17 protein-coding genes are annotated in these 18385 nt (G+C 63.8%); 4 read left to right on the top strand and 13 right to left on the bottom strand.

What is annotated here, in order from left to right; genetic code table 11:
• Positions 1–45: 45 nt before the first annotated feature.
• From AC0L3O_RS02715 to AC0L3O_RS02705, 3 genes are read right to left on the bottom strand one after another with little or no spacing between them, the layout of a single operon-like run.
• Positions 46–1263, bottom strand: a complete 1218-nt coding sequence (locus AC0L3O_RS02715) for an NAD(P)/FAD-dependent oxidoreductase (RefSeq protein WP_473614706.1) — start codon at positions 1261–1263, stop codon at positions 46–48.
• On the bottom strand, positions 1260–1973 hold the full coding sequence (locus tag AC0L3O_RS02710; protein ID WP_473614705.1) for a methyltransferase domain-containing protein: 714 nt from the start codon (positions 1971–1973) through the stop codon (positions 1260–1262). The genes AC0L3O_RS02715 and AC0L3O_RS02710 overlap by 4 nt, the downstream gene beginning before the upstream one ends.
• On the bottom strand, positions 1970–3037 hold the full coding sequence (locus tag AC0L3O_RS02705) for a type III polyketide synthase (RefSeq protein ID WP_473614703.1): 1068 nt from the start codon (positions 3035–3037) through the stop codon (positions 1970–1972). The genes AC0L3O_RS02710 and AC0L3O_RS02705 overlap by 4 nt, the downstream gene beginning before the upstream one ends.
• Positions 3038–3927: 890 nt before the next feature.
• Between AC0L3O_RS02705 and AC0L3O_RS02700 the strand changes: the two genes are divergently transcribed.
• On the top strand, positions 3928–4596 hold the full coding sequence (locus AC0L3O_RS02700; protein WP_473614702.1) for a phytochelatin synthase family protein: 669 nt from the start codon (positions 3928–3930) through the stop codon (positions 4594–4596).
• Between the two features lie 32 nt (positions 4597–4628).
• On the opposite strand, the gene doeB is transcribed toward AC0L3O_RS02700, so the two are convergent.
• The 10 genes from doeB to ehuR all read right to left on the bottom strand — a co-directional run bounded on the left by doeB (position 4629) and on the right by ehuR (position 14442).
• Entirely contained in the window at positions 4629–5630 is a 1002-nt protein-coding gene (doeB, locus tag AC0L3O_RS02695) for a N(2)-acetyl-L-2,4-diaminobutanoate deacetylase DoeB (RefSeq protein WP_473614701.1), read from the bottom strand.
• Between the two features lie 5 nt (positions 5631–5635).
• A complete protein-coding gene (gene doeA / locus AC0L3O_RS02690; protein ID WP_473614699.1) occupies positions 5636–6826 on the bottom strand; it encodes an ectoine hydrolase DoeA in 1191 nt (396 codons plus the stop codon).
• A 38-nt stretch (positions 6827–6864) separates the two neighbouring features.
• Entirely contained in the window at positions 6865–7857 is a 993-nt protein-coding gene (gene eutC, locus AC0L3O_RS02685; protein WP_473614698.1) for an ectoine utilization protein EutC, read from the bottom strand.
• Entirely contained in the window at positions 7854–8837 is a 984-nt protein-coding gene (gene eutB / locus AC0L3O_RS02680) for a hydroxyectoine utilization dehydratase EutB (RefSeq protein ID WP_473614697.1), read from the bottom strand. Before eutB ends, eutC begins: the two co-directional genes overlap by 4 nt.
• 43 nt (positions 8838–8880) lie before the next feature.
• On the bottom strand, positions 8881–9657 hold the full coding sequence (gene eutA / locus AC0L3O_RS02675; protein WP_473614695.1) for an ectoine utilization protein EutA: 777 nt from the start codon (positions 9655–9657) through the stop codon (positions 8881–8883).
• A 40-nt stretch (positions 9658–9697) separates the two neighbouring features.
• Complete coding sequence (gene ehuD / locus AC0L3O_RS02670) at positions 9698–10357, bottom strand: ectoine/hydroxyectoine ABC transporter permease subunit EhuD (protein WP_027155679.1); 660 nt, start codon at positions 10355–10357, stop codon at positions 9698–9700.
• Between the two features lie 16 nt (positions 10358–10373).
• Positions 10374–11033 (bottom strand): ectoine/hydroxyectoine ABC transporter permease subunit EhuC, encoded by a 660-nt coding sequence (gene ehuC, locus AC0L3O_RS02665; protein WP_023797849.1) that lies wholly within the window; start codon positions 11031–11033, stop codon positions 10374–10376.
• A 169-nt stretch (positions 11034–11202) separates the two neighbouring features.
• Positions 11203–12054: an ectoine/hydroxyectoine ABC transporter substrate-binding protein EhuB gene (gene ehuB, locus AC0L3O_RS02660; RefSeq protein ID WP_023797848.1), complete on the bottom strand. Its 852-nt coding sequence runs from the start codon at positions 12052–12054 to the stop codon at positions 11203–11205.
• Positions 12055–12148: 94 nt separating this feature from the next.
• Positions 12149–12934 carry an ectoine/hydroxyectoine ABC transporter ATP-binding protein EhuA gene (gene ehuA, locus AC0L3O_RS02655; RefSeq protein ID WP_023797847.1) on the bottom strand — a complete coding sequence of 262 codons (786 nt, stop codon included), beginning with the start codon at positions 12932–12934 and terminating at the stop codon, positions 12149–12151.
• A 122-nt stretch (positions 12935–13056) separates the two neighbouring features.
• A complete protein-coding gene (ehuR, locus tag AC0L3O_RS02650; RefSeq protein WP_023797845.1) occupies positions 13057–14442 on the bottom strand; it encodes a MocR-like ectoine utilization transcription factor EhuR in 1386 nt (461 codons plus the stop codon).
• 90 nt (positions 14443–14532) lie between these two features.
• Between ehuR and AC0L3O_RS02645 the strand changes: the two genes are divergently transcribed.
• The 3 genes from AC0L3O_RS02645 to AC0L3O_RS02635 all read left to right on the top strand — a co-directional run bounded on the left by AC0L3O_RS02645 (position 14533) and on the right by AC0L3O_RS02635 (position 18229).
• Positions 14533–15015 carry an Lrp/AsnC family transcriptional regulator gene (locus tag AC0L3O_RS02645; RefSeq protein WP_236391383.1) on the top strand — a complete coding sequence of 161 codons (483 nt, stop codon included), beginning with the start codon at positions 14533–14535 and terminating at the stop codon, positions 15013–15015.
• A gap of 306 nt (positions 15016–15321) precedes the next feature.
• The gene (locus tag AC0L3O_RS02640; RefSeq protein ID WP_473614694.1) at positions 15322–16815 is read left to right on the top strand and encodes an NAD-dependent succinate-semialdehyde dehydrogenase; all 1494 of its coding nucleotides are present in this window, start codon (positions 15322–15324) and stop codon (positions 16813–16815) included.
• 34 nt (positions 16816–16849) lie between these two features.
• The gene (locus AC0L3O_RS02635) at positions 16850–18229 is read left to right on the top strand and encodes an aminotransferase (protein WP_473614692.1); all 1380 of its coding nucleotides are present in this window, start codon (positions 16850–16852) and stop codon (positions 18227–18229) included.
• Positions 18230–18385 lie beyond the last annotated feature (156 nt).

Raw genomic sequence — 18385 nt, 5'->3', positions numbered from 1 at the left:
GGAGCCAAGGCCCCCTGCGGCCGCGGTGGCGCGCCGCGCTACCTGTCAGACAAAGCCGGGAACCGGCTTTGTCTTTCCGCTCAGTTGCGCACCCCACGTCAGCGCCTGCGGTAAATTCCGAATAATTGCCGCCATCAAGGAGGCGCTGCTTGGATTAACGGCAATCCCGGCAAGAGCGGCGGCGGCGTAGACCCGGGTTGAAAACAGACTTTTCCAGGCTGCCTCGCAGCGTCTGCCGGCCGTCTCGCGCCCTGCACGGCCGGTTGGCGCGCATGAGAGTTCGCAAGCCAGCAGCCAGCCAGACTGAAGCGCCATCGAGATGCCCTCGGCGATGACGGGATGAGACTCTCCGGCTGCATTGCCGACGCGAAAGATGTCGCGTTCGTAGCAGGAGCGAATTCCCGGCCGGATCGGACCTGCGGCAAGCCACGGCCCGTCGGCGTCAGCAGACTCTAGCGCATCCCTTACTCCCCGGCATGATTCCATCAGATGACGGGAGACCGCCTCGGCGGCCGACAAATGGCTCTGGTGTCTGGGGTGTTTGCGCAACTGCGCGAGCATATCGCGCCGAATGCAGCACGAGATCGACAGCCGGCCATGATCCGCCGAAACCATGCCGCCATAACCGCCAGGAAATACCAGCAGGGGCATCAAATCAGGCGCCAGGGACGACCCGGTAAAATGCGCCTTGAAGCCGAACAGGTCCGAAGGGCGGTTGGTCTTTCCGAGCTGGCTGGGCAGCGGTCCTGCCTCCCAGGAGCCGTGTGCGGCGACAATCACCGGCGCGCGCAGCATCGTCGTTTCGTTTCCGGCTTGAATTCGCACCAATTGCGCCTCGCCATCTGGGTCGATGGCGACGGCGCGGCAAGGCTGAAAGATCTCGACGCCCGCCGATCGCGCCGCCTGCAAAAGCAGACAGTCGAGAATGTCTCGGCCAAGCGCCCGGCCGAAACCATCTTTTTTCTCGCAGGACCCATCTTTCGCGGGAGGCATTGGCGCGTCGACACTCGCATCGCCGGAAAAGAAGCCGACGCGGCGGATTTCGGGGCCGGCATTGGCACGCCAGGCATCGGCGATTTCCAGCTGATCCAGAAGCGCAAGATTGCTTGCCGATATATATTCGCCGCAGACCTTGCGGCGCGGGAACACGCTCTTTTCCACAATAGCCACGGCCCATCCGCGCCGGGCAAGCGTCAGCGCGACGGACGTGCCCGCCGGGCCGGCGCCTATGATGATCGCGTCATGGGTCCACAATCGCGTCATAGGTCATGACCAGCGCTGGCGCCGACGAAAATGTGGGAAAAAAGGCCGGCGCGCCGTTCCTCGACCGGTTTGCCGTTTGCCGCGAGCCAGAGACCGGAAAGCTCGTTGCCGCGAAAGCCGGCACGCACACTTTGAGCCGCGTCGTTTCGTGTGACGTCATTGGCGCCGATCGCCGGGAGAAGACGGGTCGCGGCCAATGCCAGTTTGGTCCGCAACGGCTCTGTCGCCAACAGCAGCGGGGCCTTCGGCGCCATCAGCGAAAACAGACGCACGAGCCCGGCATCGTCGAAATGATGCAGAAACAGATTGACGGTGATCGCGTCGAACCGCGCGCCCTCGTTCTTTCTCGCCCAGTCGAAGACATCGGCGGTGACGCCTTCGACCGTCCATCCCAGCCCGGCGAAATCGCCACGCAATTGCGCGGTGATGAGGTCGACGCGGTCGAGCATTACCAGTTCGACCCCAGGCCAATGCCCGGCCATGCGCCGCGCCAACGCCAGCATGAAGGAGCCATCGCCGGCGCCGATCTCCAGAATCCGGCGCGGCGGCCCTGGCACAAATTTCCTGAGCAGCGACGCCATGATCCTGGCCTGAAACATCAGCGCGTTGAGGCGGCGGAGGTCGCGGCGCGCCGCAAGCGCTCGCGGATCGTCGGCCGCAAGCCCGTCGAGGATTTCCGGCGCAAGCTGGCGGTGCTCCAGGCTGCTCATGACGCCGTTCGGAAAAGCATGGTTTCGGCCGCCAGCCCGGGTCCGAACGACATGCCGCAGCCGAGCATTCCTGGTGGCGCCTTCAACATCTCTTTCATCACGAACATGACGGTCGCCGACGACATGTTTCCATATCGGCGCAACACCTCGCGCGATGGCTCCAGCGCGGTGGGCGCGAGTTCCAGGGCCCGTTCGACGGCGTCGAGCACCGAACGTCCCCCCGGGTGCACGGCCCAGAGGTCGATCGCCTCGGTCGGCCGACCACCGAGGATGGCGTCGTGATTGCTCCGCAACGCGTCATGGATTGCTGCCGGGACCTGGCCGGAAAGAACCATTTCGAAACCGTGGTCACTAATGCTCCAGCTCATCAGATCCCGCCGCTCGTCCACCACGATGCCGTAAAAGCTCTCGAGCTCGATGCCGTGCGGCTCGGCGGTGACGAGCGCAGCCGCACAGCCATCGCCCCAGAGGCAGAACGACAGCAGCTTTTCCAGTTCGCTGGTTTCCCGCAGATGCATCGTGCAGAGTTCGATATTGACCAGCAGGACCCTGGCCTGCGGGTCGGAGCGGACGATGTGGCGGGCAAGCTTGAGGCCGTTGATCGCCGCGTAGCAGCCCATGAAACCGATCATCGTGCGTTCGACCCTGTCAGGCAGGCCGCATCGCGCAACCAGCTCCAGGTCGATGCCCGGCGCTGAAAAACCGGTGCAGGTGGTGACGATGAGATGGGTGATGCGGGAAGCGCCGCCACCAAGCTCTAATCCGTCGACGGCTTTTTGCGCGAGAACAGGTGCGGCATGACAGAACATCGCCATTCTCTCGGCCGTTCCAGGAAAGGCACCCCGGATGAACCTCCCGGCCAGATCTGCTGATGGTCCTTCGGGGTCGCCGGCAGGTGCAAAGCATGAATAGCGGTGCTCGATGCCGGCAACGTCAACCATGCGTTCGAAAATTCTTCGGCGATCGGCCGCAAGCATGGAGGCGGCGAACCGCAGATAGAATTGATGAACCTCGTGCTCCGGCACCGCTGTCGCGATCCGGTTAATATACGCTTTGGCCGGCATATTCGGTCTCCACGGCGTCGCGCACGGTATTTTCTAAAACCACCGCCGGAGGTTGTTTGGTCATCGGCACCGGGTGTCGGGCAGCAGGCATTGAGTGTTGTTGATGAACGTTTCTGAGAACTGATTTCATCCCACCTGTGCTGTTGCCAGGCGATGCTGCGGTTCGCCGGCATGTAGGAACATAGGCTCCATCACCGAGGCGTCCACCGAAGTGCCCGCGCTTCGGGCCGAGACGCCATTGCTTCCGGCCCTCGGTAGGCGCGGTATTTTTCTGATCGATGGAACATTAGCGTGTACTAACGGTTGTAGGATGACAGCGAGTATCTCCCGGATATTGGCTGCTTGATTGGGCCCCCGGTCGGCCCGCGCTCCTCCAGAGGCGCGGGCCTCCGGTCCAAAGAGTAATTGGCGGCCTAGGCTCAGTTTGGAACGAGAACGTCGTGAGGGCGTTCGCCATAATTATCGCGAGCCGCCAAAGGCTCGCCGCAAACTCAAGGAGAGCTGTCATGAACAATATCATCTGGCTGGTCGGGGCCGTCGTAATCGTAATTGCGATACTTAGCTTCCTTGGCCTTCGTTAGGTTTCGCCTTTAGCGACGCCTACGCCGAGCAAGTCGTAATTTGGATCGTCTCTGGAAGCCTGAGGTTTGCAGGCGCAGCAGCTATTGGCGCTAACGAAACGACCCGCTCTTTCACCGGCGAAGTTCCCTGCCCGATCCATACTCTCCCAGACCCAGCGCTCACGGCGATGAGCGGTGGCAGCCCGCTTGGCAAGCGGCCGGCTACGGTTGCTGCAGTACCAGATCGCGACTGGCCGGGCGCGGGCCTTTGATTGACGTTGCGGTTCCTTTTCTTCATTCTCCTGTTGCTGCCTGCTCCGAGATTCAGCAATGAAGCGCAGTCTCGCTTTCGGTGTGATTGTGATCGCCGTCGTCGGCCTGCTGGGCGGCGCTGCACTTTTGATTGCCGGCCAGTCCAGAGTTTCGCAAGACGCAATCCAGTCGTCGGTTACCCGCACCGCTGAATTGATCGACAGCGCCTGGAAGCTGCCCGTGGCTGCCACCTTCAATGCCGACGTCACATGGCAATCAAACGGATCAAGGTGCGGCCCGGCAAGTGTCGCAAACACATTCCGCTCCATCGGCGAGGAGGAGATAACCGAAGCCAAAGTCCTCGCGGGAACGGGAATGTGCTGGACCGGTTTTTGCGTCATTGGCCTCACGCTGGACGAGCTTGCCGAGGTCGCTCGAACGAACACCAAGCGGAAGGTTTCGGTGCTTCGGAATCTGAGCGCCGATGCGTTTCGCGAGCACATGAAGCGCGCCAACGATCCCGGCCGCCGTTACATCGTCAACTTTACCCGCGAGAAGATTTTCGATGCCGGCGCTGGCCATTTTTCCCCGGTCGGAGGATATCTGGAGGCCGAGGACATGGTTTTCGTCCTCGATGTAAACGAGGATTATAGGCCTTGGCTGGTCGAGCGTGAGCGCCTGTTCTCAGCCATGGACACAATCGATAGCGATGGCGACAAGAAACGCGGCCTGCTGCTGATCGAGTAGCATTGTCGCAAGCAGTGTCGGTTGCCTTGCCTTCAATCGACCAGCACGGCGACCACGGCGGTGCAGTCGCCCGCCTTGACCAGTCCGGGGAAATGGCGGGCAGCCAATAGACCCGACATCCTTGCCCTGATCTCCTGAGGTGCGGCACCGGTGCGGCCGATGGAGTGGATGCGCGCCAGGACCTGGCCCCCTTCGACAGGCTCGCCGAGATCGATCATCGTTTCGATCATCCCGTCGTCCTCGGCAAACGAGAAGCAATCGCCCGACGGCATGTCCAGCCAGCGGGTCGGCTGCATCTCGACCGCACCGGCGACGATGCCGGCATGGCGCAGCACGTTGAGCACGCCGCGACGGGCGATCCGCACCGTCTCTGCACGGGCAGTCCCACCGCCGCCAAGCTCTGTGGTGATGAACAGCTTCCCCATCTCTTCGGCGGCAGTGTCGAACATGCCGACCGCATCGATCTCCAGCATCTTCATCGACCAGGGTGCCGAGAACGCTTCGACGGCGGCGAACCCCTTCGCCTCCAGCACCTTGTCGGGCCGGATATGGGCGGCGCAGAACGGCACGAAGTCGAGCGTCTTGCCGCCGGAGTGGAAGTCGAGCGCGATGTCTGCGCGGGGGAGCAACTCTCGTTGAAAATAGTCCGCGATCTTCTCGGTCACCGTGCCGTCGGGCCGGCCGGGAAAGCTGCGGTTCAAATTGCCCTTGTCGATCGGCGAGGTGCGGGTGCCGGCGCGGAACGCCGGATAGTTCATTGCCGGCACGATGATGACCGTGCCGCTGACTTGCTTGGGATCGAGCATGCGGGCGAGATCGTAGAGCGCCAGCGGCCCCTCATATTCGTCGCCATGATTGCCGCCGGTGAGCAATGCGCTTGGCCCGCTGCCGTTTTGGATCACGCAGATCGGGATCATCACCGATCCCCAGGCCGAATCGTCTCGGCTGTAGGGAAGGCGCAGGAAGCCGTGCTGCACGCCGTCGCGGTCGAAATCGACGGTCGGCGTGATCGGCGATGGGGGAAGGCTGGACATCGGGCTCAATTCTTCACCACCAGCTTGCGCGGCACATTGGCCAGGCACTCGACCCCGGTCTCGGTGATCAGGATGGATTCGGTGATCTCCAGCCCCATCGTCTCCAGCCACAGGCCGGTCATGAAATGGAAGGTCATGCCAGGCTTCAGCTCGGTGCGGTCGCCGGGGCGCAGGCTCATCGTGCGCTCGCCCCAATCCGGCGGATAGGAAAGCCCGATCGGATAGCCGGTGCGGTTGTCCTTGACGATGCCGTATCTCTTCAGCACCGCGAAGAAGGCATTGGCGATGTCCTCGCATGTATTGCCGGGCTTTGCCGCCGCAAGCCCGGCCTCCATGCCTTCCAGCGTCGCCTTTTCGGCATCGAGGAATTCCTGCGTCGGCTTGCCGAGGAACACAGTCCGCGAAAGCGGACAATGGTAGCGGTTGTAGCAGCCGGCGATCTCGAAGAAGGTTCCCTCGCCCGATTTCATCGGTCGGTCGTCCCAGGTCAGATGCGGCGCCGACGCATCGGCGCCCGACGGCAGCAGCGGCACGATCGCCGGATAGTCGCCGCCAATCTTTCCCTCTGGCCCGTCGACGCCGCGGGTGCCGGCATCATAGATCTCGGCGACCAGATCGCATTTGCGCATGCCGACTTCGATCTTGTCGACGATGCGCTGGTGCATCGCTTCGACGATGCGGGCGGCCTTGCGCATATAGTCGATTTCGGTCGGGCTCTTCACCGCGCGCTGCCAGTTGACGAGTGCTGTGGCGTCGACGAAGCGGGCATTGGGCAGGTGTTTCTGCAGCGATGCGAAGGCAGCGGCCGAGAACCAGTAATTGTCCATCTCGACGCCGATGCTGAGCTTGCCCCAGCCGCGATCGGACAGCACCTGCGACAGAAAATCCATCGGGTGGCGTTCGGTCGACTGCACATAATGATCGGCATAGCCGACGATGTTGTCGTGCGCGAGATAGGCAGTGCGCTTGGCGCCGTTGGCGTCCTGGCCGCGCCCGTACCACACCGGTTCGCCCGACGGCGGCACGATGACGGCCTGGTGCACGTAGAACGACCAGCCGTCATAGCCGGTCAGCCAGGCCATGTTGGACGGATCGCTGACAACAAGCAGATCGACACCCTTGGCCTCCATGGCCTTCCGGGTCTTGGCAAGGCGATCCGCATATTCGCCGCGCGAGAATTTCAAATTGGGCTGCATTGTTCTTGGTCCTCGTTTGTTGGGCCTTGCGGCCGGCATCAGCTTTCGAAAATCGTACCCGTCTTGGCCGCCCGGGCACGGTCGCGGGCGAGCGTGGCGATCGCCGTGTCCTGCACGCCGGTGCCGGTGAGGTCGGCGATGGTGATGTCGCTGGCCGAACGGCGGCCATGTCTATCGCCGGCGATGATCTGGCCGAGTTCTGTGATCTCCGCATCGGCCGCCATAACCCCCGTCGCAATGGCGTGATGCAGTTCGCCCAGCAGCCGCGTCTGCTTGGCGCTGTCTGCGACGTAGAGATCGGCCATGCGCAGGATCGCCGGCGCGATCTCGTTCTTGTGCTCGGCGTCCGAGCCCATCGCGGTGATATGCTGGCCGGCCGAGACGAAGCCGGCCTTGATCAGCGGCTCGGTCGACGGCGTTGTGGTGACGATGATGTCGGCGCCGGCCGCCGCCGTGGCCGCGTCGGGCTCGGCGCGCACGACGATGCCCAATCTTTCGCGCAATGCATCCGCCGCGGCTTCGGCCTTGACGGCGTCCCTGGCCCAGATCCGCGCCTCGGTGATCGGCCGCACCAGCATAAGCGCTTCGAGCTGCAGCCCCGCCTGGACGCCGGCGCCGAAGATCGCGGCGACAGAGGAGTCGGCTCGCGAAAGATGTTTCGCCGCGACCGCTCCGGCCGCCGCCGTGCGGATGTCGGTCAAATAGCCATTGTCGAGCAGCAGCGCCTCGACCAGCCCGGTTTTTGACGACAGCAGCACCATCATGCCGTTGACGCTGGGCAGGCCGAGCTTCGGATTGTCGAAGAAGCCGGGACTGATCTTGATGGCAAAACCGTCGATCCCAGGCACGTAGGCGGTCTTGACGTCGACCTCGCCGCGATGCTCGGGAATGTCGAGCCGCAGGATCGGCGGCATCGCCACCGGCAAGGTGGCAAGCGCGCGGAACGCATTTTCGACGCAGGCGACGGCATCGAGATCGAGCTTCACGATCGCGCGCAATTCGGCTTCGGTCAGTATCGTCATCCGGCTCATGCGGCGCTCTCCTTAAATGCTTCGCCACAAACGACTTTCCTGTGCAGCGTCATGTCGATGTTGCGGCCCGACAGAACGAGCACCGTGGGGCCGCTCGCCCTGACCTTGCCGGCAAGCACGGCGGCGATGCAAACCGCGCCGGCGCCTTCGACGATCTCGCGCTCCTGTTCATAGGCGTGGCGGATGCCGGCGGCGATCTCGTCCTCGCTGAGCAGGATAACATCGTCGAGCAGGTCGCGGCACATCGAGAAGGTCAGCCGGTTGTCGAGGCCGACGCCGCCGCCGAGCGAATCCGCCAGCGTCGGCAGTTCCTCGACCAGAACCGGATGTCCGGCATCGAGGCTTGCCTTCATCGCCGCACCCCGCGTCATCGAAACGCCGATGACCTTCGTGCCGGGGCTGACGGCCTTTACAGCAGCGGCGACACCCGCCGCCAGCCCGCCGCCGGACAGCGGCACCAGCACCAGGGCGGCGTCCGCAATCTGCTCGATGATTTCCAGCCCGAGCGTGCCTTGCCCGGCGATGATATCAGGATGGTCGAAGGGCGGCAGCATGATCAGACCGTCTTCCGCGACCAGCCGGTCGACCTCCTGCTGCGCATCGTCCTGGCTGTTGCCGACGATGCGGATCTCGGCACCGAGCCGCCGGATTTCGTCGAGCTTGTTCTGCGGCACCAGTCGCGACATGCAGATCGTCGCGCGCATGCCTTCGAGCTTTGCCGCATGAGCCAGCGCCCGGCCGTGATTGCCGGTCGAGGCGGCGACCACGCCGCGGGCCTTCTCCTCGGCGTCCAGCGACGCGATGGCGTTCGAGGCGCCACGCAGTTTGAAGCTGCCGGTGGTCTGCCGATGTTCGAGCTTGAGATAAACAGGCGCGCCCAAGTGCCCGGAAAGACTCGCGGAAGACACGGTCGGCGTGCGCTCGACCTTGCCGGCGATGCGATCGCGGGCGGCGCGGATATCCTGAAGGGTTACAGACATGCCTGTTGCCAGAGGGGGGGGCTCGCTCATGCCGGACATCGCCTCATTGTCTCAACGGCAGCGTCATCAGACGGCCGAATTCGGCGCGCCGCTCCTCGTCGCCGCAAAGCCGCAGGCAGTTCCAGGCCGTTGCCTGATTGCTGGTGACGACCGGGCGGCCGATCGCCTCCTCCATGCCGACGACGGCAAGTGCTGCCCGCAGCGCCGTGCAGGAGACGAACAGTGCGTCCGCTTGCGCGTCGGTCGTCTTGGCTGCCAGATCGACCAGCGTGGCCGGTGCAATCCGCGCCATCTCGCGGTCGTCGTCGAAGCCGAGACAGGTGAAGCTGGCGATCTCGAACCCGTGCGCCGCGAAATAGGCGGCCATCGGCCGGCTGGTCTCGACAGTATAAGGAGTGAGAATACTGATCGTCCTGGCGCCCAGCGCTTTCAAGCCGCGCACCCCTGCCATCGGCGGCGTAACCACGGGTACGCCGAGCTTGGCCGCCTGCACCGCCGCCTCGATCTCGGCATCGCCGATGACGACTGAGGCCGAGGTGCAGGAATAGCAGACCGCGTCGAGCGGCTCATCAGGCAGGATGAGCGCGGCGCCCGCCGTCAGCGACGGCTGCATCTTGCGCAAATTGTCCGGCGTCGTCGGATTGGCGTAGGGAATGCGCGCGACATAGACGCCGATCCGGTCGCTTGCCACCATGCGACGAAAATCCGGTTCGGTCGTATGGTCGGTGGCAAGGATGATCAGGCCGATACGCTTTTCCAGCGGACGCGCGTCGAGCGCCGGCCGTGTCGAGTGCAAGCGGATGTCGACCGGAGCGGTCACCACGCGCTCCTTGCCAACGGTTTGATCGAAGGAACTGTTGTCATTTTTCAATGCGCCCGTAGCGGCGTTCCAGCCAGCGCAGCAGCACGACCGAGAACAGGCTGATGACGAGGAAGAAGGCGCCGACCAAGGTCATCGGCTCGACATAGCGGTAATAGGTGTTGGCGACGCTCTTGGCCTGGTTCATCAGTTCCAGCACGGTGATCGCCGACAGCAGCGGCGTCTCCTTGAACATGGCGATGAAGTAGTTGGCAAGCGCCGGGATCATCGGCGGGATAGCCTGCGGCATGATGATGTGGGTCCAGGTCTGCCTGGCGTTGAGATTGCAGGCCTTGGCGGCTTCCCACTGGCCGCGCGGCACATTGTCGATGCCGGCGCGATAGACCTCGGCCGTGTAGGTGCCGTAATGCAGCCCGAGGCCGATGACGCCCGCCACCAGCGGCGGCAGCAGGATACCGATGTCCGGCAGCACGTAGAAGATGAAATAGAGCTGCACCAAGAGCGGCGTGCCGCGGATGAACTCGGCAAGGAAGCCGACGCTGCGCGACAAGCCCTTATTCGGCGAGCGCCGCGCCAGCGCGATAGCCAAGCCGACCATCGCTGCCAGAACCGAGCCGAGCAGCGTCGCCAGGATGGTGATCTTCACGCCCTCGATCAGGGTCGGCATGATCTCCCAGACGAAATTCCAATCCCATTCCATTACGAGGCCCGATCCATCAGACGCGCACCCCGTCGAGGCCGCGCGCCATGCGGCGTTCCAGCGAACGCACCCCCCACGAAATGATCAGCGCAAGGCCGAAATAGATGACGAGAATGGTGGTGAACGGCACCAGCGTGTTGCCGGTCTGCGAGCGCACGACCTGGGCCTGGAAGGTCAGGTCGGTGAGCGAGATCAGCGAAACCACGGCGGTGGCCTTGAGCAATTCGATGGCGTTATTGCCGAAGGTCGGCAGCATCACCAGCAGCGCCTGCGGCAGGATGACATGGCGCATGGCTTGCCAGCGGCCGAGATTGACCGCGGTGCAGGCCTCGTACTGTTCGCGGCCGATCGACTGGATGGCGCCGCGCACCACCTCCGCGCCGTAGGCGCCGACATTGAGGCCAAGCGCCAGCACGCCGGCCTGCAGCGGCGTCAGCGAAATGCCGATGAACGGCAGCACGAAATAGGCCCAGAACAGCTGCACGAAGATCGAGGTGCCGCGGAAGAATTCGATATAGGCGGTGGCCAGCGCCCGAATTGCGAAAAAACGCGACAGCCGCCCCAGCCCGGCGAGAAAGGCCATGATCAGGGCAAGCACCGACCCCATCAGCGTCAGCTCGATGGTAACAAGCGCTCCCTGCAATATCAGGCCGAAATAGCCGGACCATTGGGTCATGAACTAAGCATTTCTCCGCTTGGCGATTATTACAGAAGGTCGGCGCTGCCCCTCATCCGCCTGCCGGCACCTTCTCCCCGTATAGGGACGGGGAGAAGGGTGAAGCTCCAACGTTGGCGCCCCTTCTCCCCGTTCTTCACAGGGGAGGGTAAGGGTGAGGGGCAACTTTTTACTTCGCCGAGCAGAGCTTGTCGCGGCTCGTCGACATCGCCGCCGCGGCCGAAAAACCGTAGGGCTCAATGATCTTGGCGAATTCGCCGGACTCCTTCAGCTTGGCCAATTCGACGTCATAGGCGTCGCGCAGCGCCTCATCGCCCTTCTTGAACGCCGCGCCGTCGCAATAGACCGGCGCGCCGACCACCGGGGCGACGACTTCGAGGTTCGGATCGTTGGCCTTCTTGACCAGATCGTTGATCGACAGCACCGGCAGGGAATAGGCGTCGATGCGGCCGTCCTGCAGCATCTTCAGGCCGCTCTGGCCATCCGGCACGACGATGACGCGGTCACGCGGCACGCCGGCAGTGAGCGCCAGCTTCTCCTCGGTGCCGCCGCCCGGCGCCCCGATCGTTGCGGTGGCATCCTTGGCGACATCCTCATAGCTCTTGAAGCCCTTCGGGTTGCCCTTCTTGACCAGCATTGCCTCGGCGTCGCACAGCACCGGCTCCGAATAAGCGACCGCCGCGCAGCGCTCCGGTTTCATGAACAGGCCGGCGGTGACGACGTCGAAACGGCCGGCCTGCAGGCCGGGGATCATCGCGCCATATTCCGAGATCGAGGCGACGATGTCGTTGACACCAAGACGCTTGAAGATTTCACGGGCCACATCGGGCGCCGCACCCGAGACCTTGCCGTCGGCAGCAACCGCCGTATAGGGCGGCTCGTTGGCGATGGCGACACGGGCGAAGCCCTGTGCCTTGAGCTCTTCGAGCTTGCTGTCGTCGGCCGATCCCGCGGTCGAAGCGGCCAGGATTGCGGTCAGTGCAACACCGGCGACGCCGGCCAAAATGCCAAGTTTCTTCATTGTTCCCAACTCCTTGTTTCTCTTTTGGTTTGGTCGTTCTACGGGACGGCTTCGCCGCCCTGGGAGGACGGCGCTGCCGCCTCAGACATGGCAGTCAGACGCGATGTCCGGCCGCGATGATCTTCTTCAGGAAAGCTTGCGTACGCTCCTGCTTGGGGTTGCGGAAAATCTCGTCCGGCTTGCCTTCCTCGACGATCTTGCCGCGGTCGAAGAACAGAACCCGGTCGGCGAAATCATGGGCAAAACCCATTTCGTGGGTGACCAGCAGCATGGTCATGTCGGTCTCCGAGCACAGCCGCCACAACACGTTCAGCACCTCCTCGACCAGTTCCGGATCGAGCGCCGATGTCACCTCGTCGAACAGCATGATCCTGGGCTGCAGCGCCAAGGCGCGAGCGATGGCAACGCGCTGCTTCTGGCCGCCGGAAAGCTGCGCCGGCATCGCTTTCGCCTTGTCGGCCATGCCGACCATGTCGAGCAGTTCCATCGCCCGCTTTTCGGCGGCGGCGCGCGGCATGCCCTTTGTCAGGATCGGCGCCAGCGTGACGTTGTCGATGACGCTCTTGTGCGGAAACAGGTTGAACAGCTGGAAGACCATGCCGATCTTCTGGCGCATTCTTGCCAGATGCCGTTCGTCGGCGGGCAGCAACTGGCCGTTGCGCTCCATGTGGTAAAGCTGCTCGCCGTCGATCTGGATGTGGCCGCTGTCGATCCTCTCCAGCGTCATCAGGATGCGCAGGATCGTCGTCTTGCCGGAGCCGGATGGGCCGATCAGCGCCAGCTTCTCGCGCGGCATGACCTGCATCGACAGTCCGTCCAGCACCTTGAAGGTGCCGAAGCTTTTCGAAATGGCGTCGATCTTGATGATGGGCGCGGACAAAGAATTTCCCCGTGCTGGAGAAGCTGTGCCTTAACGATGCGGAACGCGCCAAATCATGTCAATCAGGAAAATAAACTCATGACAATGTTTCTGACTCCGCAGAATTTCGCGGCAATGCTTGCCTAGATCGCCAGCAGCAGATGCTCCGGGTCGCCGAGCAGAAGTTTAGTGACAACACTGAGGCCGGCGCGCAGTTCCCCCTCGGTGGTCGAGCCCAGCGAGATGCGCACTGCCGGCTGCCAGGGCGCCGCCGAAATGCGAAACGATGTGCCTGGTGCGATCGCCACGCCCTGCAGGCGGGCCTGTGAGACGAAGCCCTCCTCGGCGCGGTCGCCGGGCAGTTCTAGCCACAGATGCAGCCCGTCACGATGGACGCGATAGTCGACCCCGGCAAGCACCTGGGCGGCAATCTCCTGCCGCCGCCGCAGCGCCGACCGTTGCCAGCGGACGAGTTCCATCGCCGTGCCGTCGGTCACCCATTTTGTCGCGATCTCCGCCACCATCGGCGTCGCCATCCAGTTGGAGACGAGATGCCGGTTGGCGACGGCAGCGACATAGCGGTCGGGCGCCGCGAGATAACCGATGCGCAGGCCTGGCAGCACGATCTTGGTGAAGGAGGTGACGTAGAGCGTGCGCTCGGGCGCGAAGGCGGCGACCGGCGGCGGACGGCCCTCGACCAGCGGCCCGAGCACGTCGTTCTCGATGATGGCGATGTCGTGCCTGCGCGCCACCGCAGCGATCTGCTCGCGCCGCGCGGCATTCATCAATGTTGCAGTCGGATTGATCACCGAGGGCTGCACGAACACGGCGCGGATGTCGGAAAGCCGGCACGCCTCGTCGAGCGCCTCCGGGATCAGGCCGTTGTCGTCGATCGGCAGACCCTCGAGGTTGAAGCCGAGATAGCGCGCCAGCGGGATCAGCGTGTGATGGCCGATCGCCTCGGTGGCGACGGTCGAACCCGGCGGCGCCACACTCATCAGCGCCACCGTCATGCCGGCCGTGGCGCCGTTGGTCAGGCTGACATTCTGCGCCGACACGTCGAGACCGCACAGCCGCAGCCATTCGACCGCCACTGCACGGTGGCGCGGAAACACCATGTTCGGCCGGAACGACAGCGCCGAGGTCGACGGCAGGTTCTCGGCGAGCCAGCCCAGCGCCTGCTTCAGCCTCTCCAGATGCATCGGCTCGCAGACCGGCTTCAGGATCGACAGATCGATGACCTCGCCAAGGCGCTCCGGCAGATAGGGCGGCTCCGGCTCGCGGCGCTGCGTCTGCACGAAGCTGCCGCGGCCGATCTCGCCGGAGACCAGGCCCCGGCGGATCAGTTCCTCATAGGCGCGGCTGACTGTCTGCACCGAAAGCTTCAAATCGTCGGCCAGCCGGCGATGCGTCGGCAGCCGCGCGCCGTTGGCCAGCCGTCCGTCATGAATGGCGCGCGCGAACTGGTCGGCGAGCGATTGATAGGCCGGCCGCCGGATAAGCGCGGGATCTGGACGCCACAATGTCATGACATATTAGAGATCGAAATCAGTGCAATTGACAATCGAAATGATGCGCCGTCATGGTGTCGCGGAAAATAGTGGACGCTTATGGCCGCATTGAAACTGGATCAGATCGACCTGAAAATCCTCGACGCGGTTCAGCGCGACGGGCGCATCACCAAGCTGGCGCTCGCCGACAAGGTCGGCCTGTCGCCGACGCCGTGCTGGATGCGGTTGCGCAAGCTGGAAAAGGCCGGCATCGTCTCCGGCTATCACGCCCGGGTTGCAATGCGCGCCGTCGCGCCGGTCGCCACCGTCCTGATGGAGGTGACGCTGGCCAGCCACCGCCAAGCCGATTTCGACCGTTTTGAGCGCGTCATCCGCGACGTCCCCGAAATCGTCGCCTGCTGGTCGGTGGGCGGCGGCGTCGACTATCTGCTGAAAGTGATGGCGCGCGACATCGACGCCTATCAGCGGCTGGTCGACGCCCTGCTCGAACGCGAGATCGGCATCGACCGTTATTTCACCTACATCGTCACCAAGACGGTGAAGGAGGAGGTCGCCTTGCCGGTGGCCGATCTGTTGCCGACGCCGTCGTGAGGTCTAGGGAAACTGACATCAGGTCGCCGCGACGATGCGGAATTCTGCTCCGCTGCATTCCTCGGCGAAGGTCATGGAATGGATCCCAGGGTCTTCGTGACGGAGCTTCGCTCCTGCTTCGCCCGGGGATGACGAAGTTGGAGGAGGTTCAGCCAATCTCCACTGTTTGCTACAGCCTCGGAGAGACTGTCCTGTGTTTCGGTCCAATAGAGACAATCTCTCTACGCGTGCGCTCCGAAACAGCCTCTCTGTCTGCGCCGCGCGCATAATCTCTCCGCATCACTCCGAAACCGGGAGACCTCGAACATGTCCGCGCATTTTGCCCGCCCACAACGCCACGAAGCGCTTGACCGGCTCGCCGACCGCCGGCTGCTGCGCCAACTCGCCTATGTCGACGGCCACTGGACGGCGAGTGAAGCCGCCGAGAGTTTTGGGGTGGCCGACCCTGCTACAGGCGCCACCGTTGCCTGGGTTGCCGCGCTCGATGCCAGGCAGACGAGCAAGGCGATCGACGCGGCGTCGCGCGCCTTTCCCGCCTGGCGCGCGGCTCTCCCACAGGAACGCGCAAGAATCCTGCGAAAATGGTTCGATCTGATCATCGCCGCCAAGGACGATCTGGCGCTGTTGATGACGCTCGAACAGGGCAAGCCTCTCAAGGAATCGCTTGGCGAGATCGACTACGCCGCCTCCTTCGTCGAATGGTACGCCGAGGAGGCAAAGCGCCTCAACGCCGAAAGCGTCACCAGCCATTTGCCAAACGCTGAGATGATGGTGCGGCGCGAACCGCTCGGCGTCGTCGGCGTCGTCACGCCGTGGAATTTTCCCGCAGCCATGCTGACCCGCAAGGCGGCGGCCGCCCTTGCCGCCGGCTGCACCATCATCGCGCATCCTTCGTCGGAAACGCCGCTGTCGGCACTGGCGCTGGCCGAGCTCGGCGAACGCGCCGGCCTGCCGGCTGGCGTCTTCAACGTTCTCACCGGCAAGGCCTCGACCATCGTTGGGCGGATGTGCGAAGATCCGCGCGTCCGCGCCATGAGCTTCACCGGCTCGACCGAGATCGGCAGGCTTATCGCCGCGCAAAGTGCGCCGACGATGAAGCGGCTGGTCATGGAGCTTGGCGGCCACGCGCCGCTGATCGTCTTTGCCGACGCCGATCTCGACAAGGCGGTGACCATCGCCGTCGACGCCAAATTCGCCACTTCCGGCCAGGATTGCCTTGCCGCCAACCGCATCTATGTCCAGCGCCCGATTTATGATCGTTTCTGCGCCGCCTTCGCCAGGCGCATCGAGGCACTGCGGACCGGCAATGGCCTGGCCGATGACATCGACATCGGGCCGTTGATGCACGAGCGCGGCGTCAAGAAGGTCGAGGAGCAGGTCGCCGATGCGCTCGCCCATGGCGCGCGCTGCCTAACCGGCGGCGGCAGACATCCGGCCGGACCGCTGTTCTACCGGCCGACCCTGCTCGCCGATGTCACCGACGATGCGCTGATCATGCGCGAGGAAACTTTTGGTCCGGTCGCCGCGGTGACGCCCTTCGACAGCGAGGACGAGGTCATCGCCCGCGCCAACGCCACCGAATACGGGCTCGTCGCCTATGTCGTCACCGAGAACGGCGGCCGCCAATTGCGCATGGGCCGTGCACTCGACTACGGTATGGTCGCCATCAACCGCGTCAAGATCACCGGCGCGCCGATTCCGTTCGGCGGCGTCAAGCAGTCCGGCATCGGTCGCGAGGGCTCGCGCCACGGGCTCGAAGCCTTTACCGATCTTAAATATCTCTGCCTGGACGTAGCGTAAGCCGCGCCGGAGACATTTCCTTAGGAGTAAAAAAATGCTCGACCAGTCCAACGAACTCGCCGCCTGGGACCGCGACCACTTCTTCCATCCCTCGACCCATATGGGCACGCATGCGCGGGGTGAATCGCCGACCCGCGTGATCGCCGGCGGCGAAGGCGTCACCATCTGGGACAATAACGGGCGCAAGAGTATCGATGCCTTCGCCGGGCTTTATTGCGTCAATGTCGGCTATGGCCGCCAGAAGATATCAGACGCCATCGCCGCCCAGGCCAAGAACCTTGCCTATTACCATGCCTATGTCGGCCACGGCACCGAGGCCTCGATCACGCTTTCCAAGATGATCATCGACCGGGCGCCGCAAGGCATGTCGAGGGTCTATTTCGGCCTCTCCGGCTCCGACGCCAACGAAACCAACATCAAGCTGATCTGGTACTACAACAACGTGCTCGGCCGTCCCGAGAAGAAGAAGATCATCTCACGCTGGCGCGGCTATCACGGCTCCGGCGTCATGACCGGATCGCTGACCGGGCTCGACCTGTTCCACAACGCCTTCGACCTGCCGCGTGCGCCGATCCTGCACACCGAGGCGCCCTACTATTTCCGCCGCGCCGACCGCTCGATGAGCGAGGAACAGTTTTCCCAACACTGTGCCGACAAGCTCGAAGAGATGATCCTGGCCGAGGGCCCGGACACGGTCGCCGCCTTCATCGGCGAGCCGATCCTCGGCACCGGCGGCATCGTGCCGCCGCCCGCTCTGTACTGGGAAAAGATCCAGGCGGTTCTGAACAAATATGATGTGCTGCTGGTCGCCGACGAAGTGGTCACCGGCTTCGGCCGGCTGGGCACCATGTTCGGCTCCGACCACTACGGCATCAAGCCCGACCTGATCACCATCGCCAAGGGACTGACCTCGGCCTATGCGCCGCTGTCGGGCGTCATCGTCTCGGATAAGGTCTGGCAGGTGCTGGTCCAGGGTTCGGACAAACTCGGCAGCATAGGCCATGGCTGGACCTATTCGGCGCATCCGATCTGCGTCGCCGCCGGTGTGGCCAACCTGGAACTGATCGACGAGATGGACCTGGTGACCAACGCCGGTGAGACCGGCGCCTATTTCCGCGCCGAACTGGCGAAAGCCGTCGGCGGCCACAAAAATGTCGGCGAGGTGCGCGGCGACGGCATGCTGGCGGCAATCGAATTCGTCGCCGACCGGGACGACCGCGTGTTCTTCGATGCCGCGCAAAAAATCGGGCCGCAGGTCGCGACCGCGCTTGCCGAGCTTGGCGTCATCGGCCGCGCCATGCCGCAAGGCGACATCCTCGGCTTCGCGCCGCCGCTGTGCCTCACCCGTGAAGAGGCCGACATCGTCGTGTCGAAGACGGCCGATGCGGTGAAGAGCGTGTTTGCCAGCATCTAATTATCGACCTTGGCGCCGCCCCTCATCCGCCTGCCGGCACCTTCTCGGTGGAGAAGGGTCAAGCACTCGGCGCCGGCTGACCTCCTCTCCCCGTTTTTCACGGGGAGAGGGTAAGGGTGAGGGGCAGCGCCAACCTGGAATATCTGGAAGCAACAT

The sequence above is a fragment of the Mesorhizobium sp. WSM4810 genome, from assembly GCF_055811235.1.
The sequence above is the reverse complement of the archived record's forward strand: the minus strand, read 5'-3'. Positions and strand labels throughout refer to the sequence as shown.